The organism is Dokdonia sp. Asnod1-B02 (assembly GCF_045063955.1).
Taxonomy (GTDB): domain Bacteria; phylum Bacteroidota; class Bacteroidia; order Flavobacteriales; family Flavobacteriaceae; genus Dokdonia.
Genome location: NZ_JBEFNW010000002.1, coordinates 2933022 through 2951860, shown reverse-complemented (window position 1 = coordinate 2951860; position 18839 = coordinate 2933022). Strand labels below are relative to the sequence as shown.

The window sequence follows — 18839 nt, the reverse complement described above, 5'->3', positions numbered from 1 at the left end:
AAAATTGAACATACGTAAAAGTACTAGGGAAGTGATTATTCTAGTAGGGGTAAATGCCCTTATTTTATTGTTATAGGTAAAATACTACAACCAGTTCATAAACCTCTTGAGTACACCTATTTTCCCTTTGTAAGGAGCATAACGCATGGGTACATCTATCCATGTACCACGACTTACAATTGCCTTTGCATGACTAAAGGTGTAAAAAGATTTCTTGCCATGATAGCTTCCTATTCCTGAGTGGCCTACTCCGCCAAATGGTAACTTATCATTTACAAAATGAACAAGCGTATCATTCATAGCACCTCCACCAAAAGAAAAGCTATCATTAAACCATTTTTTAAAAGATCGCTTTTCAGAAAAAACGTAAGCGCTCAGTGGTTTCTCCATAGAATTTATAATTCTTGAGATGTCCTCTTTGTTTTCATAAGTGAGTACAGGAAGAATTGGGCCAAAAATTTCATCCTGCATTGCTTTGTCTTTTACAGTAACATTATCAAGCACCGTAGGGGCAATATAAAGTGCATCCTTATTAGTATTTCCGCCTTTAAATACCGTGGCATTTTCCAGCATACCTGAAAGTCTATCAAAGTTTTTCTTACTAATGATTCTTGCAAAATCTGGAGATATTGCAGGATCTGCACCATAAGCATTTGTGATTTCCACATCTAGTGCGGTGAGCAACTTATCTTTTATAGAAGTATGCGCGAGGATATAATCTGGAGCGATACACGTCTGTCCAGCATTTACAAATTTACCCCACACAATTCGCTTTGCTGCTAGTTGTATTTTCGCAGATTGATCAACGATGCAAGGGCTTTTTCCTCCCAGCTCAAGAGTTACCGGAGTGAGATGCTCTGCAGCTGCTTTGTATACTATTTTACCCACGGGAACGCTTCCTGTAAAGAATATATAATCCCATCGTTGTGCTAGTAATTCTTGCGCAACCTCCTTAGCTCCTTGAATAACTGCTACATGGCCATTATCAAAAACTTCGGCAATGATCTTAGCTAATAGTTCTGATGTTTTAGGAGTGAGTTCGCTAGGTTTTAACACAACGGTATTACCAGCTGCTATTGCGCCCACTATTGGTCCTACGGCAAGCTGGAAAGGATAATTCCACGGGGAAATTATGAGCGTAGTGCCATAAGGTTCATACATGATTTTATCACTGGACGGGAAATTTAAAAGCGATGAAGAAACTTTTTTTGGCATCTGCCATTTCCAGATTTCTTTAATGGCTTTATTGAGTTCCATCATGACAATACTCACTTCTGTAGCCACACTTTCAAAAGCTGGTTTTTTAAAATCGGCAGTGAGGGCATTGATAATTTCTTGCTCGTGGTTTTTTATGCTTTCGCGAAAGCGTACCAAACAATCTTTTCTAAAAGCAATACTCTTAGTTTGTCCAGTTGCAAAATAATCTCTTTGTGTCTCTAGTAGTTGAGGAATAGTCACGGCAGTGTGTTTTTACCAAAAATAGGGACTTATTAAGGGAGCCTTGGTGATTTTCTGAAAGATTTAATATAAAGTGTTGCCTAAGGATATTGCTATTAACTTAAAAGGTGAAGTATTGAGTTCTTTTTAATTTGTTAAGTATGAATTATATAACACTGTTTCTCTATTAAATAAGTCGGTATATTCTTGTAGAAGTATGTTTTTAATTTAATTAAATATTTGTAATTCAGCGCTTTAAGTGTATATATGCTAAGTTGGTTATCGGCAGCTTTATTATTATAAACGCCCTAGTTGATATTAGAATAATAATTTTAACCATTCCAAACACACTATACTTTTGAAGGAACTTAATAAATACAGCAAAGCGGTCACTCAAGACCCTACGCAACCAGCAGCTCAGGCCATGCTTCACGCAATAGGTCTCACAGACGAAGATTTTAAAAAACCACTTGTAGGTATTGCTAGTACAGGTTACGAAGGTAATCCATGTAATATGCATTTAAATAAGCTAGCTGTCGATATTAAAAAGGGTGTACAGACATCTGATTTAGTAGGTTTGATTTACAATACAATAGGTGTAAGTGATGGTATATCGATGGGAACTCCTGGTATGCGATACTCTCTACCTTCTCGTGACATCATAGCCGACTCCATGGAGACGGTAGTACAAGCAATGTCTTATGACGCGCTTATTACAGTTGTGGGATGTGATAAAAATATGCCTGGAGCTTTAATGGCACAGCTACGCTTAGATAGACCATCCATACTTGTTTATGGAGGAACTATCGCACCGGGCTGTCATGAAGATAAGAAGCTAGATGTGGTATCTGCCTTTGAAGCTTGGGGAGAGAAAGTTGCAGGAACCATAAGCGAGAAAGAATTTAAGACAGTAGTAAAAAAAGCGTGTCCAGGAGCTGGAGCATGTGGCGGTATGTATACTGCAAATACAATGGCTTCTGCTATAGAAGCCTTAGGAATGAGCTTGCCATATACAAGTTCAAACCCAGCAGTTTCTCCAAATAAAACAGCAGAATGCGCTAGAGTAGGAGCTGCTTTGAGAAACTTGATAGAAAAAGATATTAAGCCCTCAGATATTGTGACGCGTAAGTCATTAGAAAACGCAGTAAAATTAGTAACTGTTTTAGGCGGATCTACAAATGCAGTATTGCATTTTCTTGCAATCGCAAAAGCAGCACAAATCGATTTTAAATTAGAAGATTTTCAAAAAATAAGCGATACGACTCCATTTCTAGCAGATTTAAAACCTTCTGGAAAATACTTAATGGAAGACCTTCACAACGTAGGTGGTGTTCCTGGAGTGTTAAAATATATGCTCGATCAAGGGATGCTTCATGGAGACTGCATGACGGTAACAGGTAAAACTATTGCAGAAAACCTAGCAGAGGTAGATCATCTAAAAGCACATCAAGATGTAATTCATACCGTAGAGAATCCTATCAAGGCTACAGGGCACATCCGTATACTGTATGGAAATATAGCAAGCGAAGGTTCGGTTGCAAAGATTACTGGGAAGGAAGGGTTACATTTTCGCGGAAGCGCACGTGTATTTAATGGTGAGTATGAGGCAAACGCAGGAATAGGTGCAGGTAAGGTGAAGAAAGGAGATGTTGTAGTAATACGATATGAAGGGCCGCAAGGTGGTCCAGGAATGCCAGAAATGCTGAAACCTACAGCAGCAATCATGGGCGCAGGACTTGGTAAAGACGTAGCACTTATTACCGATGGACGCTTTTCTGGTGGAACACATGGTTTTGTAGTGGGACATATTACTCCAGAAGCACAGACAGGTGGTGGTATTGCGCTTATAAATGATGGAGACATCATTGTTATTGACGCAGAAAAGAACACTATAAATATGGAAATAAGTGAGGAAGAACTTGCAAGCCGTAAAGCAAACTGGATTGCTCCTCCACTTAAAGTACAAAGAGGATCGCTCTACAAATATGCAAGAATGGTTTCCTCTGCAAGTGAGGGCTGTGTTACTGATGAGTTTTAAGACAATAACAAGGAATTACCTGCGAGTTTTTCCTTTTGTATTGTACAAAGGACACTGAAAGAGTTTACAGCTTTAAGAAGATAATAAACAAGGGCACGTTTAAAAATAATGCCACATAAATACCTGTATATGGAGACAAAAACCATACATAATCCAGCAAAGACAACTACCACGATGAGCGGTAGCGAGGCATTAATTCACTGTTTACTGGCTGAGGGAGCAGATTTAATTTATGGATATCCCGGAGGGGCGATCATGCCATTTTACGATCAGTTGCATATACATCAAGATAAGATACATCACGTACTCACACGTCATGAGCAAGGTGCGACGCATGCTGCACAAGGATTTGCGAGAGCAACTGGAAAAGTTGGAGTTGCTATTGCGACTTCAGGACCAGGAGCCACAAACCTAATAACAGGTATTGCAGATGCCCAGATAGATAGCACACCTATGGTTTGTATTACTGGGCAAGTAGGTTCAAATCTTCTAGGAAGTGATGCTTTTCAAGAGACAGATATTATAGGGATTTCTACACCTGTTACAAAGTGGAATCATCAAATTACAAGTGCTAAGGAAATACCAGAAGTACTGGCAAAAGCTTTTTATATAGCGCGTTCTGGAAGACCAGGGCCCGTATTAATTGATATAACAAAGGATGCCCAGTTTGAAGAATTTGAATTTTCTTATGAAAAATGCGAGCACATACGTAGTTATGTGCCAGTTCCAGAAGTAAAGGAAGAACAATTACAAGCAGCTGCAGAGGCTATTAATAATGCAAAACAACCCATGATTGTATGGGGGCAAGGTGTTATTCTTGGTGAAGCAGAAGAGGCCTTTAAAGCCTTTGTTGAAAAATCTGGTATCCCAGCTGCGTGGACAATCCTTGGAGTTTCGGCAATCCCTACAAATCATCCGCTTAATGTGGGTATGGTGGGGATGCATGGTAACTATGGACCTAATGTACTTACTAATCAATGCGATGTGTTGATAGCAATTGGGATGCGTTTTGATGATCGAGTGACGGGCAATCTAGAAAGTTATGCAAAGCAAGCTAAAGTGATCCATTTTGAAATAGATCCAGCTGAGGTTAATAAAAACGTAAAAGCAGATATACCTGTATTAGGCAACTCTAAAGAGACCCTAGAAAGAATATTGCCGCTGATAGAAAAGAAAGAACATACTGCGTGGCATCAAAAATTTAAAGACCATTACAACATAGAATTTGATAAAGTAATAAAGAACGACATTCACCCTACAAAGGAAGGATTAACTATGGGAGAGGTCATAGAGCTTATCAATACTAAAACAAATGGTGAGGCCATTATTGTAAGCGATGTGGGACAACACCAGATGATTGCTTGTCGTTATGCAAACTTCAAAAAATCTAAAAGTAATATCACTTCTGGAGGTCTAGGGACGATGGGCTTTGCCCTTCCAGCAGCAATAGGAGCTAAGATGGGAGCGCCAGATCGCGAAGTAGTAGCGATTATAGGTGATGGTGGTTACCAGATGACCATACAAGAGCTTGGCACTATTTTTCAAACCGGAGCTGCAGTAAAGATTGTAGTGCTCAATAATGAATTTTTAGGAATGGTGCGCCAGTGGCAGCAACTGTTTTTTGATAAGCGTTATGCCAGCACAGAGATGAAGAACCCCAACTTCTGTAAGATAGCAGAGGCTTATGATATTGAAGCTCAGAAAGTCACTGACAGAAGCACACTAGAAGATGCTATTACTCGTATGATTGCTTCAAAGAATAGTTTCTTTCTAGAAGTAATGGTAGAAAAAGAGGACAATGTATTCCCTATGATTCCTACAGGAGCATCAGTATCAGATATACGCTTAGCATAAGAATATCATTGATTATATAGAACAGCCTAAAAGGTTTTGCTACAATAAAATAATTAGTACTTAAACTCAACATCTATGAGTGAGCAAATAACAACATATACGGTAACAATTTACAGTGAGAATAACATTGGGTTACTCAATAGGATCTCTGCTATATTTCAACGTCGTAAGATTAATATTGAGAGTCTCTCTGCCTCAGAAAGTGAGATAGATGATGTTTTTAAATTTACACTAGTGGTAAATATTACAGAACATCAAATGGAGAAAATCAAAGGTCAGATAGAACGCCAGGTTGAAGTTATCAAAGCTTTTTATCATACCGATGAGGAGACCATTTTTACAGAAAGTGCACTTTTTAAAATTAAATCTGAGTTGCTTTTTGAAGAGCCTCAAATTCAGAATATTATTAAGGATAGCCATGCGCGCATAGTCACTGTAAATAGAGACTTCTTTGTGCTAGAAAAGTCAGGGCGCAGGTCTGAGATTGATTTGGTACACCGCGAGTTAAAACCCTTTGGTATTATGCAGTTTACTCGTTCGGGTAGAATTGCAGTTACTAAGACAGAGATGCCTATCTCTTCATTATTGCAACAAATAAGGAATGAGCAGGATGCCGCTTTCGCGAAAGCGTAACACCTCAAATACAGAGTCTAAAAAACAATAACTAATCATTGTAAAGACGTATTTCTAACCACCGTCTTTACCGAAAATTAATTAGAATGAACTACTTCAACACATTGCCACTTAGAGATCAACTGGCACAACTAGGGAAATGCCGTTTTATGGATGCTAGCGAATTCCAAGATGGAATAGCTGCTATAGAAGGCAAGAAGATTGTGATTGTAGGTTGCGGTGCGCAAGGTCTTAATCAGGGGCTTAACATGCGTGATAGCGGTTGTGATATTTCATACGCATTACGTGAAGGTGCAATTACAGAAAAGCGTCAGTCTTTTAAGAATGCAACAGATAATGGATTTACAGTAGGTACGTATGAAGAACTTATTCCTACTGCAGATTTAGTGTTGAATCTTACACCAGATAAGCAGCATACCTCTGTAGTAAAAGCAGTAATGCCATTAATGAAAAAGGGAGCTACGCTCGCTTATTCTCACGGTTTTAATATTGTAGAAGAAGGAATGCAAGTACGTGAAGATCTAACGGTAATCATGGTGGCACCTAAGTGTCCAGGGTCTGAGGTAAGAGAAGAATATAAAAGAGGTTTTGGAGTACCTACCTTAATTGCAGTACACCCTAATAATGATCCAGAAGGTAAGGGGCTAGCGCAAGCAAAAGCCTATGCAGCAGCGACAGGAGGACACAGAGCAGGCGTTCTAGAGTCTTCTTTTGTGGCGGAAGTGAAGTCTGATCTTATGGGTGAGCAAACCATACTTTGTGGAGTGTTACAAACGGGATCCATACTCTGTTTTGATAAAATGGTAGAGAAAGGGATTGACCCTGCATATGCTGGAAAACTAATCCAGTATGGCTGGGAAACCATTACAGAAGCCTTAAAACATGGCGGAATTACAACGATGATGGATCGTCTCAATAATCCGTCTAAGATTAAAGCTTTCCAACTAGCCGAGGAATTAAAAGAAATTATGCGTCCGCTATTTGAAAAGCATATGGATGATATTATTTCTGGACATTTTTCAAAAACTATGATGGAAGACTGGGCTGCAGATGATAAGAATCTTCACAAATGGAGAGCTGCCACTGGAGAAACTGCTTTTGAAAAACAAGAAATCACTACCGAAGAGATTACGGAGCAAGAGTATTTTGATCACGGAGTACTCATGGTAGCCATGGTGAAAGCAGGAGTGGAGCTCGCTTTCGAAACTATGACCGCTGCAGGAATTATAGAAGAAAGTGCGTATTATGAGTCACTACATGAAACGCCACTTATCGCAAATACGATTGCTAGAAAGAAGCTTTTTGAGATGAATCGTATTATATCTGATACGGCAGAGTACGGTTGCTATTTATTTGACCATGCCTGTAAGCCTTTGTTAACTGACTTTATGAAGACTGTGGATACAAATATTATAGGTTCCGCTTTCGCGAAAGAAAATGATGTAGATAATCAAGAACTTATTGCCGTAAATGATGCAATACGCAATCATCCTGTTGAGGAAATAGGAGCTACACTACGAAGAGCTATGGTTGCAATGAAGAAAGTGAAAACAGCCTAAACAGAAGAGGCGCATCATTAATCTGTAAAAGGTTAGGGTGTAATAAATTTCAAAATAACAAGTATGGATACTATGTGTAAATGGCAGTAGCAACAACAATATTTATTCCCACGTTAAAGTCAATTACTGATGCAGCAAATAGAGTAAAGAAGGTTGCCATAAAAACACCATTTATGCGCAGCTTTACATACTCAACCAAGTTTGATGCAGAAGTTTTTTTGAAGCGTGAAGACTTACAGCAAGTTCGCAGTTACAAAATACGAGGCGCTTATAATAAGATAAGCACGCTTACAGATAAACAAAAAGAAGTAGGCATCGTATGCGCTAGTGCTGGTAATCATGCTCAGGGCGTAGCGTTGTCATGCTCGCGTTTAAGTATTCATGGCACCATTTTTATGCCTTCTACTACACCTAATCAAAAGGTGGAGCAAGTAGAAATGTTTGGTGGAGAGTGGATTACTGTAGTGTTAGAAGGTGACACCTTTGATGATGCCTTTGCACGAGCGAGTGATGTGTGCACCATAGAAGGGAAAACGTTTGTACATCCCTTTGATGACGAAAAAATAATAGAGGGCCAGGCGACTGTAGGCTTAGAGATTTTAACGCAGTCTGAGCAGCCGCTAGATTATGTTTTTGTTCCAGTAGGTGGAGGAGGATTGATAGCTGGATTGTCTAGTGTTTTTCATCATCTATCACCTAAAACAAAGATTATTGGAGTAGAACCTGCAGGAGCTCCTGCGATGCTCACTTCGCTCTCTCAAAAGGAAAATACTACGCTAGATGAGATTGATAAATTTGTTGATGGTGCAGCAGTACAACGAGTAGGCGATCGCAACTTTGCAATTGCTCAGCAGTTTGTAGATAGGGTAGTTACCGTTTCTGAAGGTAAGATATGCCAAACCATTCTCGATTTATATAACAGAGATGCTATAGTAGCAGAACCTGCAGGTGCAATGACGCTTGCCGTATTAGATCAATTTGCTGAAGAAATAAAAGGTAAAAATATCGCTTGTATCGTAAGCGGAAGTAATAACGATATCACCCGTACCGCCGAAATCAAGGAGCGTGCTTTGTTACATCAAGGATTAAAGCATTATTTTATTGTGAAGTTTCCGCAGCGAGCGGGAGCTTTAAAAGAGTTTGTGGCTGAGATACTTGGACCTACAGATGATATTACCTATTTTGAATATTCAAAAAAGACGAGTAGGGAACAAGGTCCCGCAATTGTAGGTCTTGAAATAAAATCTTCAAAAGATTTACAGCCGCTTCTCGATAGAATGCGTGCGCGTAAATTTTATGGTGAGTATCTCAATGATAAACCAGAGTTATTTCAACTGCTTGTTTGAGTGTAATCACATTTTCGCGAAAGCATATCAAACCGTATAAAGCAAAAAGCTCAAATTCATATCATGAATTTGAGCTTTTCTTATGTATGTCTAGCGGTTATGCTACTTGTGGTAAACTACGTGTTAACCACCCACTTTTACCCGCTGTTGCGATGGCGTATGGAGTGATCCAGAACAAGCCAAAGGTATAGAGTAAACTGTATGAGTATGCATAAAATGACTCGGCAATATTGTATTTTTTACCATAGAATAAGGCAGGGAACGTTGATAATATCAAAATACTTACTAGCGTAGATGTTAAGAATAATACCGGGTGAGTCGCTATGAAAAATAACATAAAAGCGAGGAAAGGATAGGTCATGATAATCTCTAGTGACTGACTAATAAATAGTAATCGTGTACCTGCTTTTGATTCTTTTCTAAAGTCTGTAAACACATATTTTGCCATTGCAATATTCTCACGTACGTTACTTCTTCCCCATCTAATGAACATTTTATAAAGGCCTTTGTAGTTTTCTGGGACATTAGTATAAGCAAATGCATTTTTCTGGAAAAGTACGTGTTTACCTTGGCTAAGAATCATATTAGTCATCGCGCGATCCTCACCTATGTCTGATGGTTTTCCCATAAAGGTTTGATCAATCCATTCTTCTAGACATGCAAAAACAGCATCTCTTCTATAGGCAGCTAGTGCGCCAGGAGTACATAATACAGAGTTAAGATTACTCTCTGCAGATCGTACAAACTCAAAACTTAATACAAAACTTACGTCAAGCATTTTTGGTAATAATGCTTTCTCATTATTTAATACTCTTATGTTACCTGCTACGGCACCACAATCTTCATTATTGACAAATGGACTTACTAAATTACGAAGCGTGTCTGGAGTAACAATAGAATCACTGTCTACGGTGATAAAAACTTCACCAGATCCTTCGTGAAAACCACGATATAATGCGTGACGTTTGCCCATGTTTTTAGGCTGTTGGCATATAGAAACACGGTTTCCTAATTCTTTTTTAGCCACTTTCATCCAGTGCCATGTGTCATCTTGACTTCCATCATCTATAGATAATAGTTGGATTTTTTCTACGGGATAATCACTAGCAGCAAGACTTTGCAGTGTTGCATATACTTGTTTTCCTTCATTATAAGCAGGTACAATCACAGTTACAGTAGGCAACTCTGCATCTGTAACAGACGCTACAGGTTTGTAACGGAAATAGTTATAGAGAGTATATAAAAAGAAGGCACTTTTGTAGGCTAGAAAAACTGATGCAACTGTCATAAATGCATAGCCAAACACGGTGCTTTTACGTTCAAAATCAAGTTGTGAAAAATCGTATCGCAGCATGTATGCGATATATGCAGATATCACTAGCAGTAAGAAAGTTGTAATGAGAACCGTGGTTCCCCATGGATTTACAGCTATTTTTTTTGCAATTGAATGTTTCTTGCTAGCAGTTGATGCTAATTCTTCTGGAAGGTTGTTGTTAGTGTCCATATTTTTTGAATCAAGGTTCTATATCAAGTTGAGGTAGTTTTACGGACGGGGAAGTGATTTGGATTTTTGATGAGGTCACTTTAACAAGAAGTTAGGTTTCTTAACAATTATTAATTGGTTTTATGTTAAAGAAAAAAGCCAACTCGCAGTAACGAGTTGGCTTTAGTTATAAGTTCGCTTTCGCGAAAGCGTAAGTAATTATTCAATAATTGTTGCGCCTTCAGGAATGTTAAAGTAGCTTTTTTCAACTTCTGGATTAAAGCGGATGTTGTCTATCGTAATATTAGTAATATGCTCTCCAGCTTCTTCATCTTTTGTTAACCAGTGCGTGTGGAAACCTGTAGGGAGTTCAATACCGTTTACAATTGTTGTTCCTTGAACTTCCATAAGTTTTTCTGGAGCAGCGCCGCCATTAGGGAAATATTTAGGGTATGACACGATGTAACGTACAACAGCAACTTTATGGTCTTCCTTACCTACGTAGATAATATAATAATCATCTGGAGCGTCTCCAGTACCTTCACTAAAGGTAATTTTAACGACGTCGTAATTTTTATTCTTAAACTTTTTATCCTCTAGTTTTTCAAGGTTAACTCCTTCACCGTCTAAGATAAAAGGTGAGCCTGCAAGGTAATATGGAGTAAGTGCCCAGAAGCGCATGTCAAAAGGAAATGCTGTTGAGTCTGTTACTTGTTTCCAAGCTTTTTCTCCATCCCATCCAAAACGCTGCGTCGTATCTTCTGGATTCCAGTGTACTGCTTTATTATTCCACGTGTCTAGTGTCTCATCTGTATAGCGACGAGTACTTCCATCTAATGGAACATAATCAAAACGAAAGGAAAGTGGTCCGTTTTCAAAAAATCGTTGCAATCCACCATGAGCCTCCATAGATTGCCAAACAATCTTTCCAGCCTCAGTACTATTTAGTCTTTTTTCAGTTTTGGCCACACGCTCGGTGATCCATGAAGTTTCAACCTTTGCAAGGTTCTCATTTACAGTAGCTACTTCTGGTACAGGCGTAGCAGTTGTGTTTTCTTGTTTGCAAGATGTAATCGTAAGCAGTGCACTGGCTGCTATAGTAAGAAATGTATATTTCATAATTATGGTTAGGTTATTAATCATCTAAAGTCATGCAAAGCTGACTAAACTTACAGCGAAGTATGTTAGTATTTTCTTAAAATTTAAAGTGTTGTAGTACGCTTTCGCGAAAGCGTATAAAAAACAAAAACCTCCTTAATGAAGGAGGTTTTGTCAACGTTGCGATTTGGGGCAATGTTAGTGAATAATTAATTTTTGAGTATATGTAGTTTGTGGTTTTTGCATTTTTAGAATATAAGCACCTGTGCTTACATCTTGTACCGGTAACTCTATTCTTGAAGTTTCGGTATCTGGTGTCCATTCTTTAATAAGTTGTCCTAGCATAGTGAACAGCTGTACGGACTTAACATCATAATCTACTCGTTTATTAATTACAATATTATGCGACTGGCTGTTGAAGTAAACACTTAAGTTATCTGACTCCTCAGTTTCATCAAGTATTTCTACTTCTACCACTTCGACATCTTGATTATTTTCTTCTTGTTCGTTAGTGTCTTCTGTGGTATCCTCCGTCTCCTCTTCAGCTTCTGCTGTTCTTTCAAAAACGATATAAAATCTTTCTAAATAGGTGCCAGCCTCTAGCGTTAAGGTAAATTTCTCATCTGTAGTGATATCTGTGTAGGTGTCTAGTAAAGCGTCAAAAACATAAACAGTAGTGTTTTCTGTATTTATATTTTCAAGAGCATCCACGCCAATAGAGATTTCACCATCCATAGGTAATCCTATACGTAGAGGAAACTTTCTGTCATTCTCAATAGCAGGCACTCCTAAAATTATGGCTTTCTCATCATCTAGCAACCACATCATATCTTCTTGTGGATGGTTATCTATAACGGCGTCATAAGCTCTATCATACCCAAAAGTTGTATTCTCATCAATAGTCATTAAGAGCTGTCTGTGATAAGCGCTAGGAGAATCAAAACCTATTCTAAATTTTTCTCTTAGGTCCTCATGTTGTACAATATCATCCTCTGCGTTAAGGGCATTTTCTGATTGTGTTGTTTCACCATTAAAGAAAAACGAACCAGAAGATGCTTCTTTTGCAAAGACACGCTGTGTATTATTAAAATTAGTTGTTCCAGTAGCCGCTGCTCTTACAAAGAACCCTTGACCTACGGCTATAAATTGTGTAGGAGTTTTAGTACCTACACCGCTTGTATTTTGAGCAGGGTGACTTACTGCCGGTGTGCCTCCACTTAAAGTATAGAGTGCATATCCTGCCTCATAGTCTGCTAAGAAGTGATTACCTCCACCCCAGTGCTCCCAGAATGATAATGTCCCAGTTAAGTGTGGATTATCATTAATAAATTTATTTGCATCAAGAGCAGAAGGGAAAGGGTTACCCATCATGAAGTCATTACCTGCATTTATTAATTTGTCAATAGATACTGCATCTGTACCATTGTTAGGCTTACCTATAAACACATAGTTTTGAGGATCTGTGATTCCGCCACTACCTGGTCCTTTCATAGTGAAGCCGTCACCTGTTTCTAACGATCCATAAGGCCCTATTTGTTCATAAGCACTGTAGGTGTCTGCAGGGTTATTTCTATAGGTAAATAGCCAATAAGCACTCACAGTCTTTGGTGTAGAAGGAGCTCCATTATAGCCAGTACTAAAGTTCAATGACTGTGGGTTGTTTTCATCTGTACCGTCATTCATGATAGAAGCAACAGTGTGTGGTTCGTTTATATCTGTAATATTAATAGGGCCTACAGGTGATGACCAAATATTATATGAATACGTATCTGAAGTACCTTGCTGATCTCTTTCTAACCTTCCAGCACTAGTAGCTGCTAAGTCACTATTTTCTGTCTGAATTAATTGTGACTCTCCTACAAGATCCATCACACCGTCTAATCTTAAATAGTGAGATACTTCTATCTTACTATCATTTCCTATAGTTAACTCGGCTGTATTTACATCAAGTGCTAGAACCGTGTTATTTGAGGCCGTAGAAACATTGTGAGCTGTTTGAACAATATTCCAATCAATGGTTTGCGTTCCATCAACTAGTGATGGCGCTCCTGGGAGTGCTTGTGTAGCCCCGTTAGTCCATGTGTTTGTGTTTGCCCAAACTCCATCGGCAGTAGAAACATAAGGTAGGGGTGCCGTTTGGAAATCTACCGTTTGAAGATTTTTAATAGCTGCTACATAATTATTATCAGATTCATCTTTAACGTTTGTGAAAGTGTATTTATTCATAGGTAAATACATTTCTAAATCTGTCCAAGGAATGGAAGCTACTTCGTTTTTAGAGATATTTTGAGGGATGATTTTACCATTAACAGAGTCATCGGTAAATTTCTCTATTTCCTGATTCATGATGAATTGTAGTTGTTCTTGTGATAACGCTTGATTCCATACTCTTACCTCATCAATAGTTCCATCAAAGAACCTTGTAGGACTCTGGTAGTTTGCAGCAGCTACTAGAAAGTGTTGATTAGAACTTACCGGAGCATTGCGCACAGCGGAGGTATCTTCTATACCATCAATATAGAAGGTTGCTCTATTTCCATCATATATCACAGCAATGTGGTGCCATTCATCTTGAGGAAGTACAATAGAAGAATTTAAAGCTTCAGTAGTGCCTGCTGCATTTTTCCATACAATGCGGGGTCTCCTAGCATTGTTAAGTAGAAGTGCATATCCTTCTGTATATGGACCAATATTTCTTTTTGAAATAATATCGCTATTATTTGCATTTGCTCCTCGTTTTACCCAAGTCGATATAGTGAAAGGCCCAGTAAGATCTGCAACATCATCTGCATCCATATAATCTCTTGTACCATCAAAGGTGATTGATCGCTCATAGATATATTCTGGAGCGTAACCGAATGTGATGTATTTTTCACCTGCAAAGTCGTATGTAGTTTCTAGCTTTGTACCGTTAGATGTCATTATGCGGTAGTCTGACGTTGGGTCAAACGTAGGAGAGTCTGAAATAAACATAAAGAAATTTCCCGGAGGGGTAATTGTTGCTGACAATAGGGATTCTTCTAAAGATACTTTTACAGTACTTAAATTACCAGTTTCTACAACTTTCCAAGTACGATTTATAGAGATAAAATTCACATTTGTGGATAATCCTGGAATGTTTAAACTCATATCAACGGCGATAGGTGAGGCTGCAGAAAGAGAAGCATTGTTGTTACCCCAGATTAAAAAGTTTTTGTCATCTATAGTCGCTGAAGCAGAATTAATGTGATCGCTATTTGTATCGTAAATAGTTTCGATTCCCATTGTAATCGCTCCATCAATATGGCTCGAGATTGACTGCTTTTGATTTAAACCACTTGCATCATCTCTTCCTATACCTGCAATATCATGTGTAAAACCACTATTATTTACTGTGTTCCAAATAATATTTCCAGCGCTATCTACGTAATTTTCATTACCAGGATTTGCATCATCGTTAGTAGGGTCACTTGTAACAGAGTGAAGTGTAATACCATTTTTAATGGCTAAGTATGATTGGATTCGCTTTTGGTCGAATAGCGAATTTGGTAATCTATAACTAATAAATTCTGTGATTTGCCCTTCAAAAAATGATTGGAAAGCATGACCTACTAGCGTAATTCTTCCTACTCCTAAATTGAACTGGCTATTTGTTACTTCTGAGTATGGCATGTCGTTACCACTTACAGAATATGTTCCAGTATAATTGTCAATACGAACACCGTTTTTGTAAATTTCACTGGTAAGTCCGTCACTACTTGCTTTCACATTTAGTATGATAAGTTCGCTATTCATTTCATCTGCAGTACTTACATAAGCTCTTCCATAATTACTACCATCTGCGGCAGATGTATTTTGAGGAGTTGCTCCTATCATATGACTTACGAGGTTATCTTGATTGTTGAATCTTTCAGAACCTGGATTAACCCATAAGCCAGTTCCATCATTTGCAAATGCACCTCTTTCTACACGCCCAGATAGTACGCCCTCTATTACACCAGATTCATTAAGTTGGGGTGTTCGTAACACCACCCAATAATCTGATGTGTCAAATCCACCTTTACCTTTTAAAACTTGATTAGCGGTTGTTTCGAACTCTACTAGAGGGTTGTAATTAGCATTTATTGCTGCACTGTTATGATATGTTGGTGGTGCGAGCTCTGCAGTAAATGCATCATTATCACGAGCTCTGTCTTGCCATACATTAAGTAAATCACCACTTGACACTGCGTCGATGTCGTTTGCTTTAAGCCATAAACTCATATTAGGAGTAACAGCTCCTGGTGCAATTACTGGATCTGGATCAGGATTATTCTGAGTGCCAATCAAAAATACATTGTCAAAATTTGCCCCATCATCTGTAGTTCCAGCGTCTGATGCAAAGTAGATACGAAACTCAATGGATTGTCCAATTGTGTTACTAGGTAGATCAACAAATTGTTGCGTGAAATCTGATCTTCCAGCAACAGGATCTGATGCATTATCACCTGACCAGCCATTTTGATTTATTCCTATAGCACGAACCTCGGCATCATTATACCAGTTTGATGTATCTGTATTGTCACCTAATGGACTCCATGCACCTGCTCCATTAAGACGATATTGTACTTGCATACCGTCATCAGGGTCTGCATTAGTATTAATTCTCATATCTAATAGAAAACGAACATTTGAGTAACCACTCAGCGATATAGGAGGACTTGTTACGTAAGTTCTGGTATTATTTGCATAATTATTATAATTATCTGTATACCAATAGTCGCCTTCAGCCCCTGCTTCTACGTTATTTGATCCGTATCTCCAAATTGACCCTGAAGTTGAACTAGGCGTCCAATTGCCATCATCCGTATCAAAATTTTCATAGTAGATGGTGTAATCAAGATTATTATTTACTATACCAGCTCCTTGAATATTGAATAAATATAGCCCTTCATCTGTGTCATTGTTTTGAATCCTAACAGTTGCAAGGTGTGTGATTAGAGCATCTGGAGTATATTTAATTTGAAATGTGACAAAATTTCCACCAGCTATCGTATTGTTTGGAATAAGAGATACCTGAAACCTAGAAGCACCAGCTCCTACAATATTTATGTATGGGCTGCCTCCAGTGAGTAGTAAATCGTTAATTCCTTCATTTTCAATTACAAATGTTTTTGTTACAGAATAACCAAGCTCAACACTTCCAAAATTAGTGTTATCTGTTAAGGATGGAGTAATATCATTATTACTTATTTCTATTCCATCACCCGACAGAACAATCTCAGGTTCTACATCCAAAGTAGTGCCAGATATAACAAAATTAAAAGGGTTCTCGTCCGGATCATTAGAAGCAATTAATACTTCTGCATTATGTATTCCTGTAAGTAGCGGATTATAGGTGATTTCAAAAGTAGTATTACCTCCTGGAATTATAGTTGTTGCAGGTGACTGTGTTATAGTAAAGTAATTAAATCCAGGAGTACCAGCAGCGATTATTGTTGGTGTTCCCGCTAAAATTAAATCTGCAACTCCTGTGTTTGAAATTCTAAATATCTTAGAGATAGGTGCTCCTACAGTGGTTGTTCCGAAATTTGTGTTGTCTGCCAGTGTTGGAATAGCATCACCATCTGATATAATTACTGAATTACCCGATAGACTAATATCTGGTGTAGGACCGTTAATCCCAGTGATTGATATTGCATCTATCGCCGTGTCTGATCTGTTGTTACTTCCGGTACCGTCGGTAGCAGAGAAGCGAAAGTAAACAACGGAGCCCAAGTAGGCATTAAGGCTTATTGTTTCTGTTAACCAAGGAGATGTTTCATCCGCCTGCTGTTCTCCATTTCTAGAAAATAAATTCGACCAAGAACCTCCTCCATTTGTACTTATATCTAAATTAAGTGATCCATTATTACCATGCATATGATAGTCAAATTCAAAAAGAGCAGAGGTGTAATTAGTAAGGTCAATACAATCTGAAATTAATCGGGCTACTGAACCTGTACTTGAATTACTAGCTTCTATATAAGCATATTGATTGCCGTCTGATGCGGTAGATGGACCGGTATTATTCGTTGGAGTATTCCCAGAACCTATAGACCAGTCAAAATTATCTGCGGTAGTTTGTGACCATCTACCAAAACCAGTTTCAAAACTTTCCGTATATAACGTTGCATCAATGCAATTAGTTGCAGGTAATCCCCTGATGATTACATTGTCAATAGCAGCCCCATTATTATCGATCAAAATATCACCAATATTATCACTTCCAAAAACTACTCGAATTTGAATATTTGCTGCGTTATTAAAATTAGTGTCAAATGCGCTAAGATTTAGCGTAGGAGCATTAGTGAAGGCATCACCACCTGTAGGTGTGTTATCGCCAGACCATCCATCGGTATTATTTGCTATGCCATCTACATCTGTATCATTATAGAAGCCACTAGCTGCTGTTCCAAGGACAGACCATGAACCTCCATTTATGCGATACTGAAGTTGAATTCCATCTCTCCCAGGTTGAGTTTTGTAAAAATGATTTAAATCAAGGGTTAGATTTCCATAACCCGTTAAATCTATTACAGGACTTTCTAGCGCAAACAGGGCATTATTCGCATAAGCAGGATATTGATTGTTAATAGCACTACCCCCTATAGTAAAAGATCCATTAGTATTTATGCTTTGTGTCCAGGCATTATCACCAGTGGTATTTGAGAAGTCTGCATTAAATAAAACAGTTTGCGCGCTAATGGATGACACACATTGTGTGATAACCAAAATTACGGAGGCGAGAAGTAATACTCGACTAATTGAGGGGTTTTTCATTTTGTCAGATTTGTCGCTACAAAACCGTTGGGGTGGGTATTGTAGTGAGTTGGGACGGCTAAATTATGAAAAAAACTAGTTTTATAATAGAAAAAGAGTTAAAAATGTGTAATTGGACTGCTATTTGTGTATTTCATCGATGTTTTTGATGAAAATATGAGGTGTTGTACTTGTAATTTTTAAAGAGGCGTGTGTATTTCGTCGATGATTTGATTCTCTTTGCTGAATGTAAGTGACTTAATCTTAGATTTTTAGTATTGAAATATTTGTTGTTACAATACAGATTTTGAAAGGTTTAAGTTTTGCTTATCTCTTCAAATTTTCGCGAAAGCGTAACGCTTAAAAACAAAAAGAGCATTCTAAATTAGAATGCTCCTTAAGCCTTGAATTAACACTAAATAATCATTTTTCTGACTGCCCTCGTTTTTTTAGACCTATATACGCACCTGCAGCGAGGCCTATTACTATAAATCCGTCTATAGGAGCAGCTGGAGCTTCGTCGTTTACATCATTTGCAAAGCTGATCTGGGCTTGGACTCCTGCGCTCATAAATAAGAGAAGGAGCATTGTAAATATGTATTTTTTATATGTAGTCATATGAATTTTATTAG

General features: G+C 38.2%; 10 protein-coding genes. 5 read left to right on the top strand and 5 right to left on the bottom strand.

Features of this window, described 5'->3' with window-relative positions:
- Positions 1-84 precede the first annotated feature (84 nt).
- Positions 85-1458, bottom strand: a complete 1374-nt coding sequence (locus tag ACJJVU_RS13145) for an aldehyde dehydrogenase (RefSeq protein ID WP_405226298.1) — start codon at positions 1456-1458, stop codon at positions 85-87.
- A 337-nt stretch (positions 1459-1795) separates the two neighbouring features.
- On the opposite strand from ACJJVU_RS13145, the gene ilvD reads away from it, so the two are divergent.
- The 5 genes from ilvD (at position 1796) to ilvA (ending at position 8867) form a co-directional block, all read left to right on the top strand.
- Positions 1796-3475, top strand: a complete 1680-nt coding sequence (ilvD, locus tag ACJJVU_RS13140; RefSeq protein WP_405226295.1) for a dihydroxy-acid dehydratase — start codon at positions 1796-1798, stop codon at positions 3473-3475.
- Positions 3476-3604: 129 nt separating this feature from the next.
- The gene (ilvB, locus tag ACJJVU_RS13135; RefSeq protein WP_405226292.1) at positions 3605-5329 is read left to right on the top strand and encodes a biosynthetic-type acetolactate synthase large subunit; all 1725 of its coding nucleotides are present in this window, start codon (positions 3605-3607) and stop codon (positions 5327-5329) included.
- Positions 5330-5404: 75 nt separating this feature from the next.
- Positions 5405-5962 (top strand): acetolactate synthase small subunit, encoded by a 558-nt coding sequence (gene ilvN, locus ACJJVU_RS13130; RefSeq protein WP_405226289.1) that lies wholly within the window; start codon positions 5405-5407, stop codon positions 5960-5962.
- Between the two features lie 86 nt (positions 5963-6048).
- Entirely contained in the window at positions 6049-7521 is a 1473-nt protein-coding gene (gene ilvC, locus ACJJVU_RS13125) for a ketol-acid reductoisomerase (RefSeq protein WP_405226286.1), read from the top strand.
- Positions 7522-7601: 80 nt separating this feature from the next.
- The gene (ilvA, locus tag ACJJVU_RS13120; RefSeq protein ID WP_405226284.1) at positions 7602-8867 is read left to right on the top strand and encodes a threonine ammonia-lyase; all 1266 of its coding nucleotides are present in this window, start codon (positions 7602-7604) and stop codon (positions 8865-8867) included.
- Positions 8868-8964: 97 nt separating this feature from the next.
- On the opposite strand, the gene ACJJVU_RS13115 is transcribed toward ilvA, so the two are convergent.
- The 4 genes from ACJJVU_RS13115 to ACJJVU_RS13100 form a co-directional block, all read right to left on the bottom strand.
- Positions 8965-10371 (bottom strand): glycosyltransferase, encoded by a 1407-nt coding sequence (locus ACJJVU_RS13115; RefSeq protein ID WP_405226281.1) that lies wholly within the window; start codon positions 10369-10371, stop codon positions 8965-8967.
- A gap of 198 nt (positions 10372-10569) precedes the next feature.
- Positions 10570-11469 (bottom strand): DUF6503 family protein, encoded by a 900-nt coding sequence (locus tag ACJJVU_RS13110; RefSeq protein WP_405226278.1) that lies wholly within the window; start codon positions 11467-11469, stop codon positions 10570-10572.
- Positions 11470-11646: 177 nt separating this feature from the next.
- On the bottom strand, positions 11647-18228 hold the full coding sequence (locus ACJJVU_RS13105) for a choice-of-anchor D domain-containing protein (RefSeq protein ID WP_405226276.1): 6582 nt from the start codon (positions 18226-18228) through the stop codon (positions 11647-11649).
- A gap of 402 nt (positions 18229-18630) precedes the next feature.
- Positions 18631-18825 carry a hypothetical protein gene (locus tag ACJJVU_RS13100; protein WP_405226273.1) on the bottom strand — a complete coding sequence of 65 codons (195 nt, stop codon included), beginning with the start codon at positions 18823-18825 and terminating at the stop codon, positions 18631-18633.
- Positions 18826-18839 lie beyond the last annotated feature (14 nt).

What these genes read in the sequence shown, in the direction of transcription:
- ilvB (WP_405226292.1), top strand. Translation starts at nt 3,605, where the DNA reads ATGGAGACAAAAACCATACATAATCCAGCAAAGACAACTACCACGATG.
- ilvN (WP_405226289.1), top strand. Translation starts at nt 5,405, where the DNA reads ATGAGTGAGCAAATAACAACATATACGGTAACAATTTACAGTGAGAAT.
- ilvC (WP_405226286.1), top strand. Translation starts at nt 6,049, where the DNA reads ATGAACTACTTCAACACATTGCCACTTAGAGATCAACTGGCACAACTA.
- ilvA (WP_405226284.1), top strand. Translation starts at nt 7,602, where the DNA reads ATGGCAGTAGCAACAACAATATTTATTCCCACGTTAAAGTCAATTACT.
- ACJJVU_RS13115 (WP_405226281.1), bottom strand. Translation starts at nt 10,371, where the DNA reads ATGGACACTAACAACAACCTTCCAGAAGAATTAGCATCAACTGCTAGC.
- ACJJVU_RS13110 (WP_405226278.1), bottom strand. Translation starts at nt 11,469, where the DNA reads ATGAAATATACATTTCTTACTATAGCAGCCAGTGCACTGCTTACGATT.
- ACJJVU_RS13105 (WP_405226276.1), bottom strand. Translation starts at nt 18,228, where the DNA reads ATGAAAAACCCCTCAATTAGTCGAGTATTACTTCTCGCCTCCGTAATT.
- ACJJVU_RS13100 (WP_405226273.1), bottom strand. Translation starts at nt 18,825, where the DNA reads ATGACTACATATAAAAAATACATATTTACAATGCTCCTTCTCTTATTT.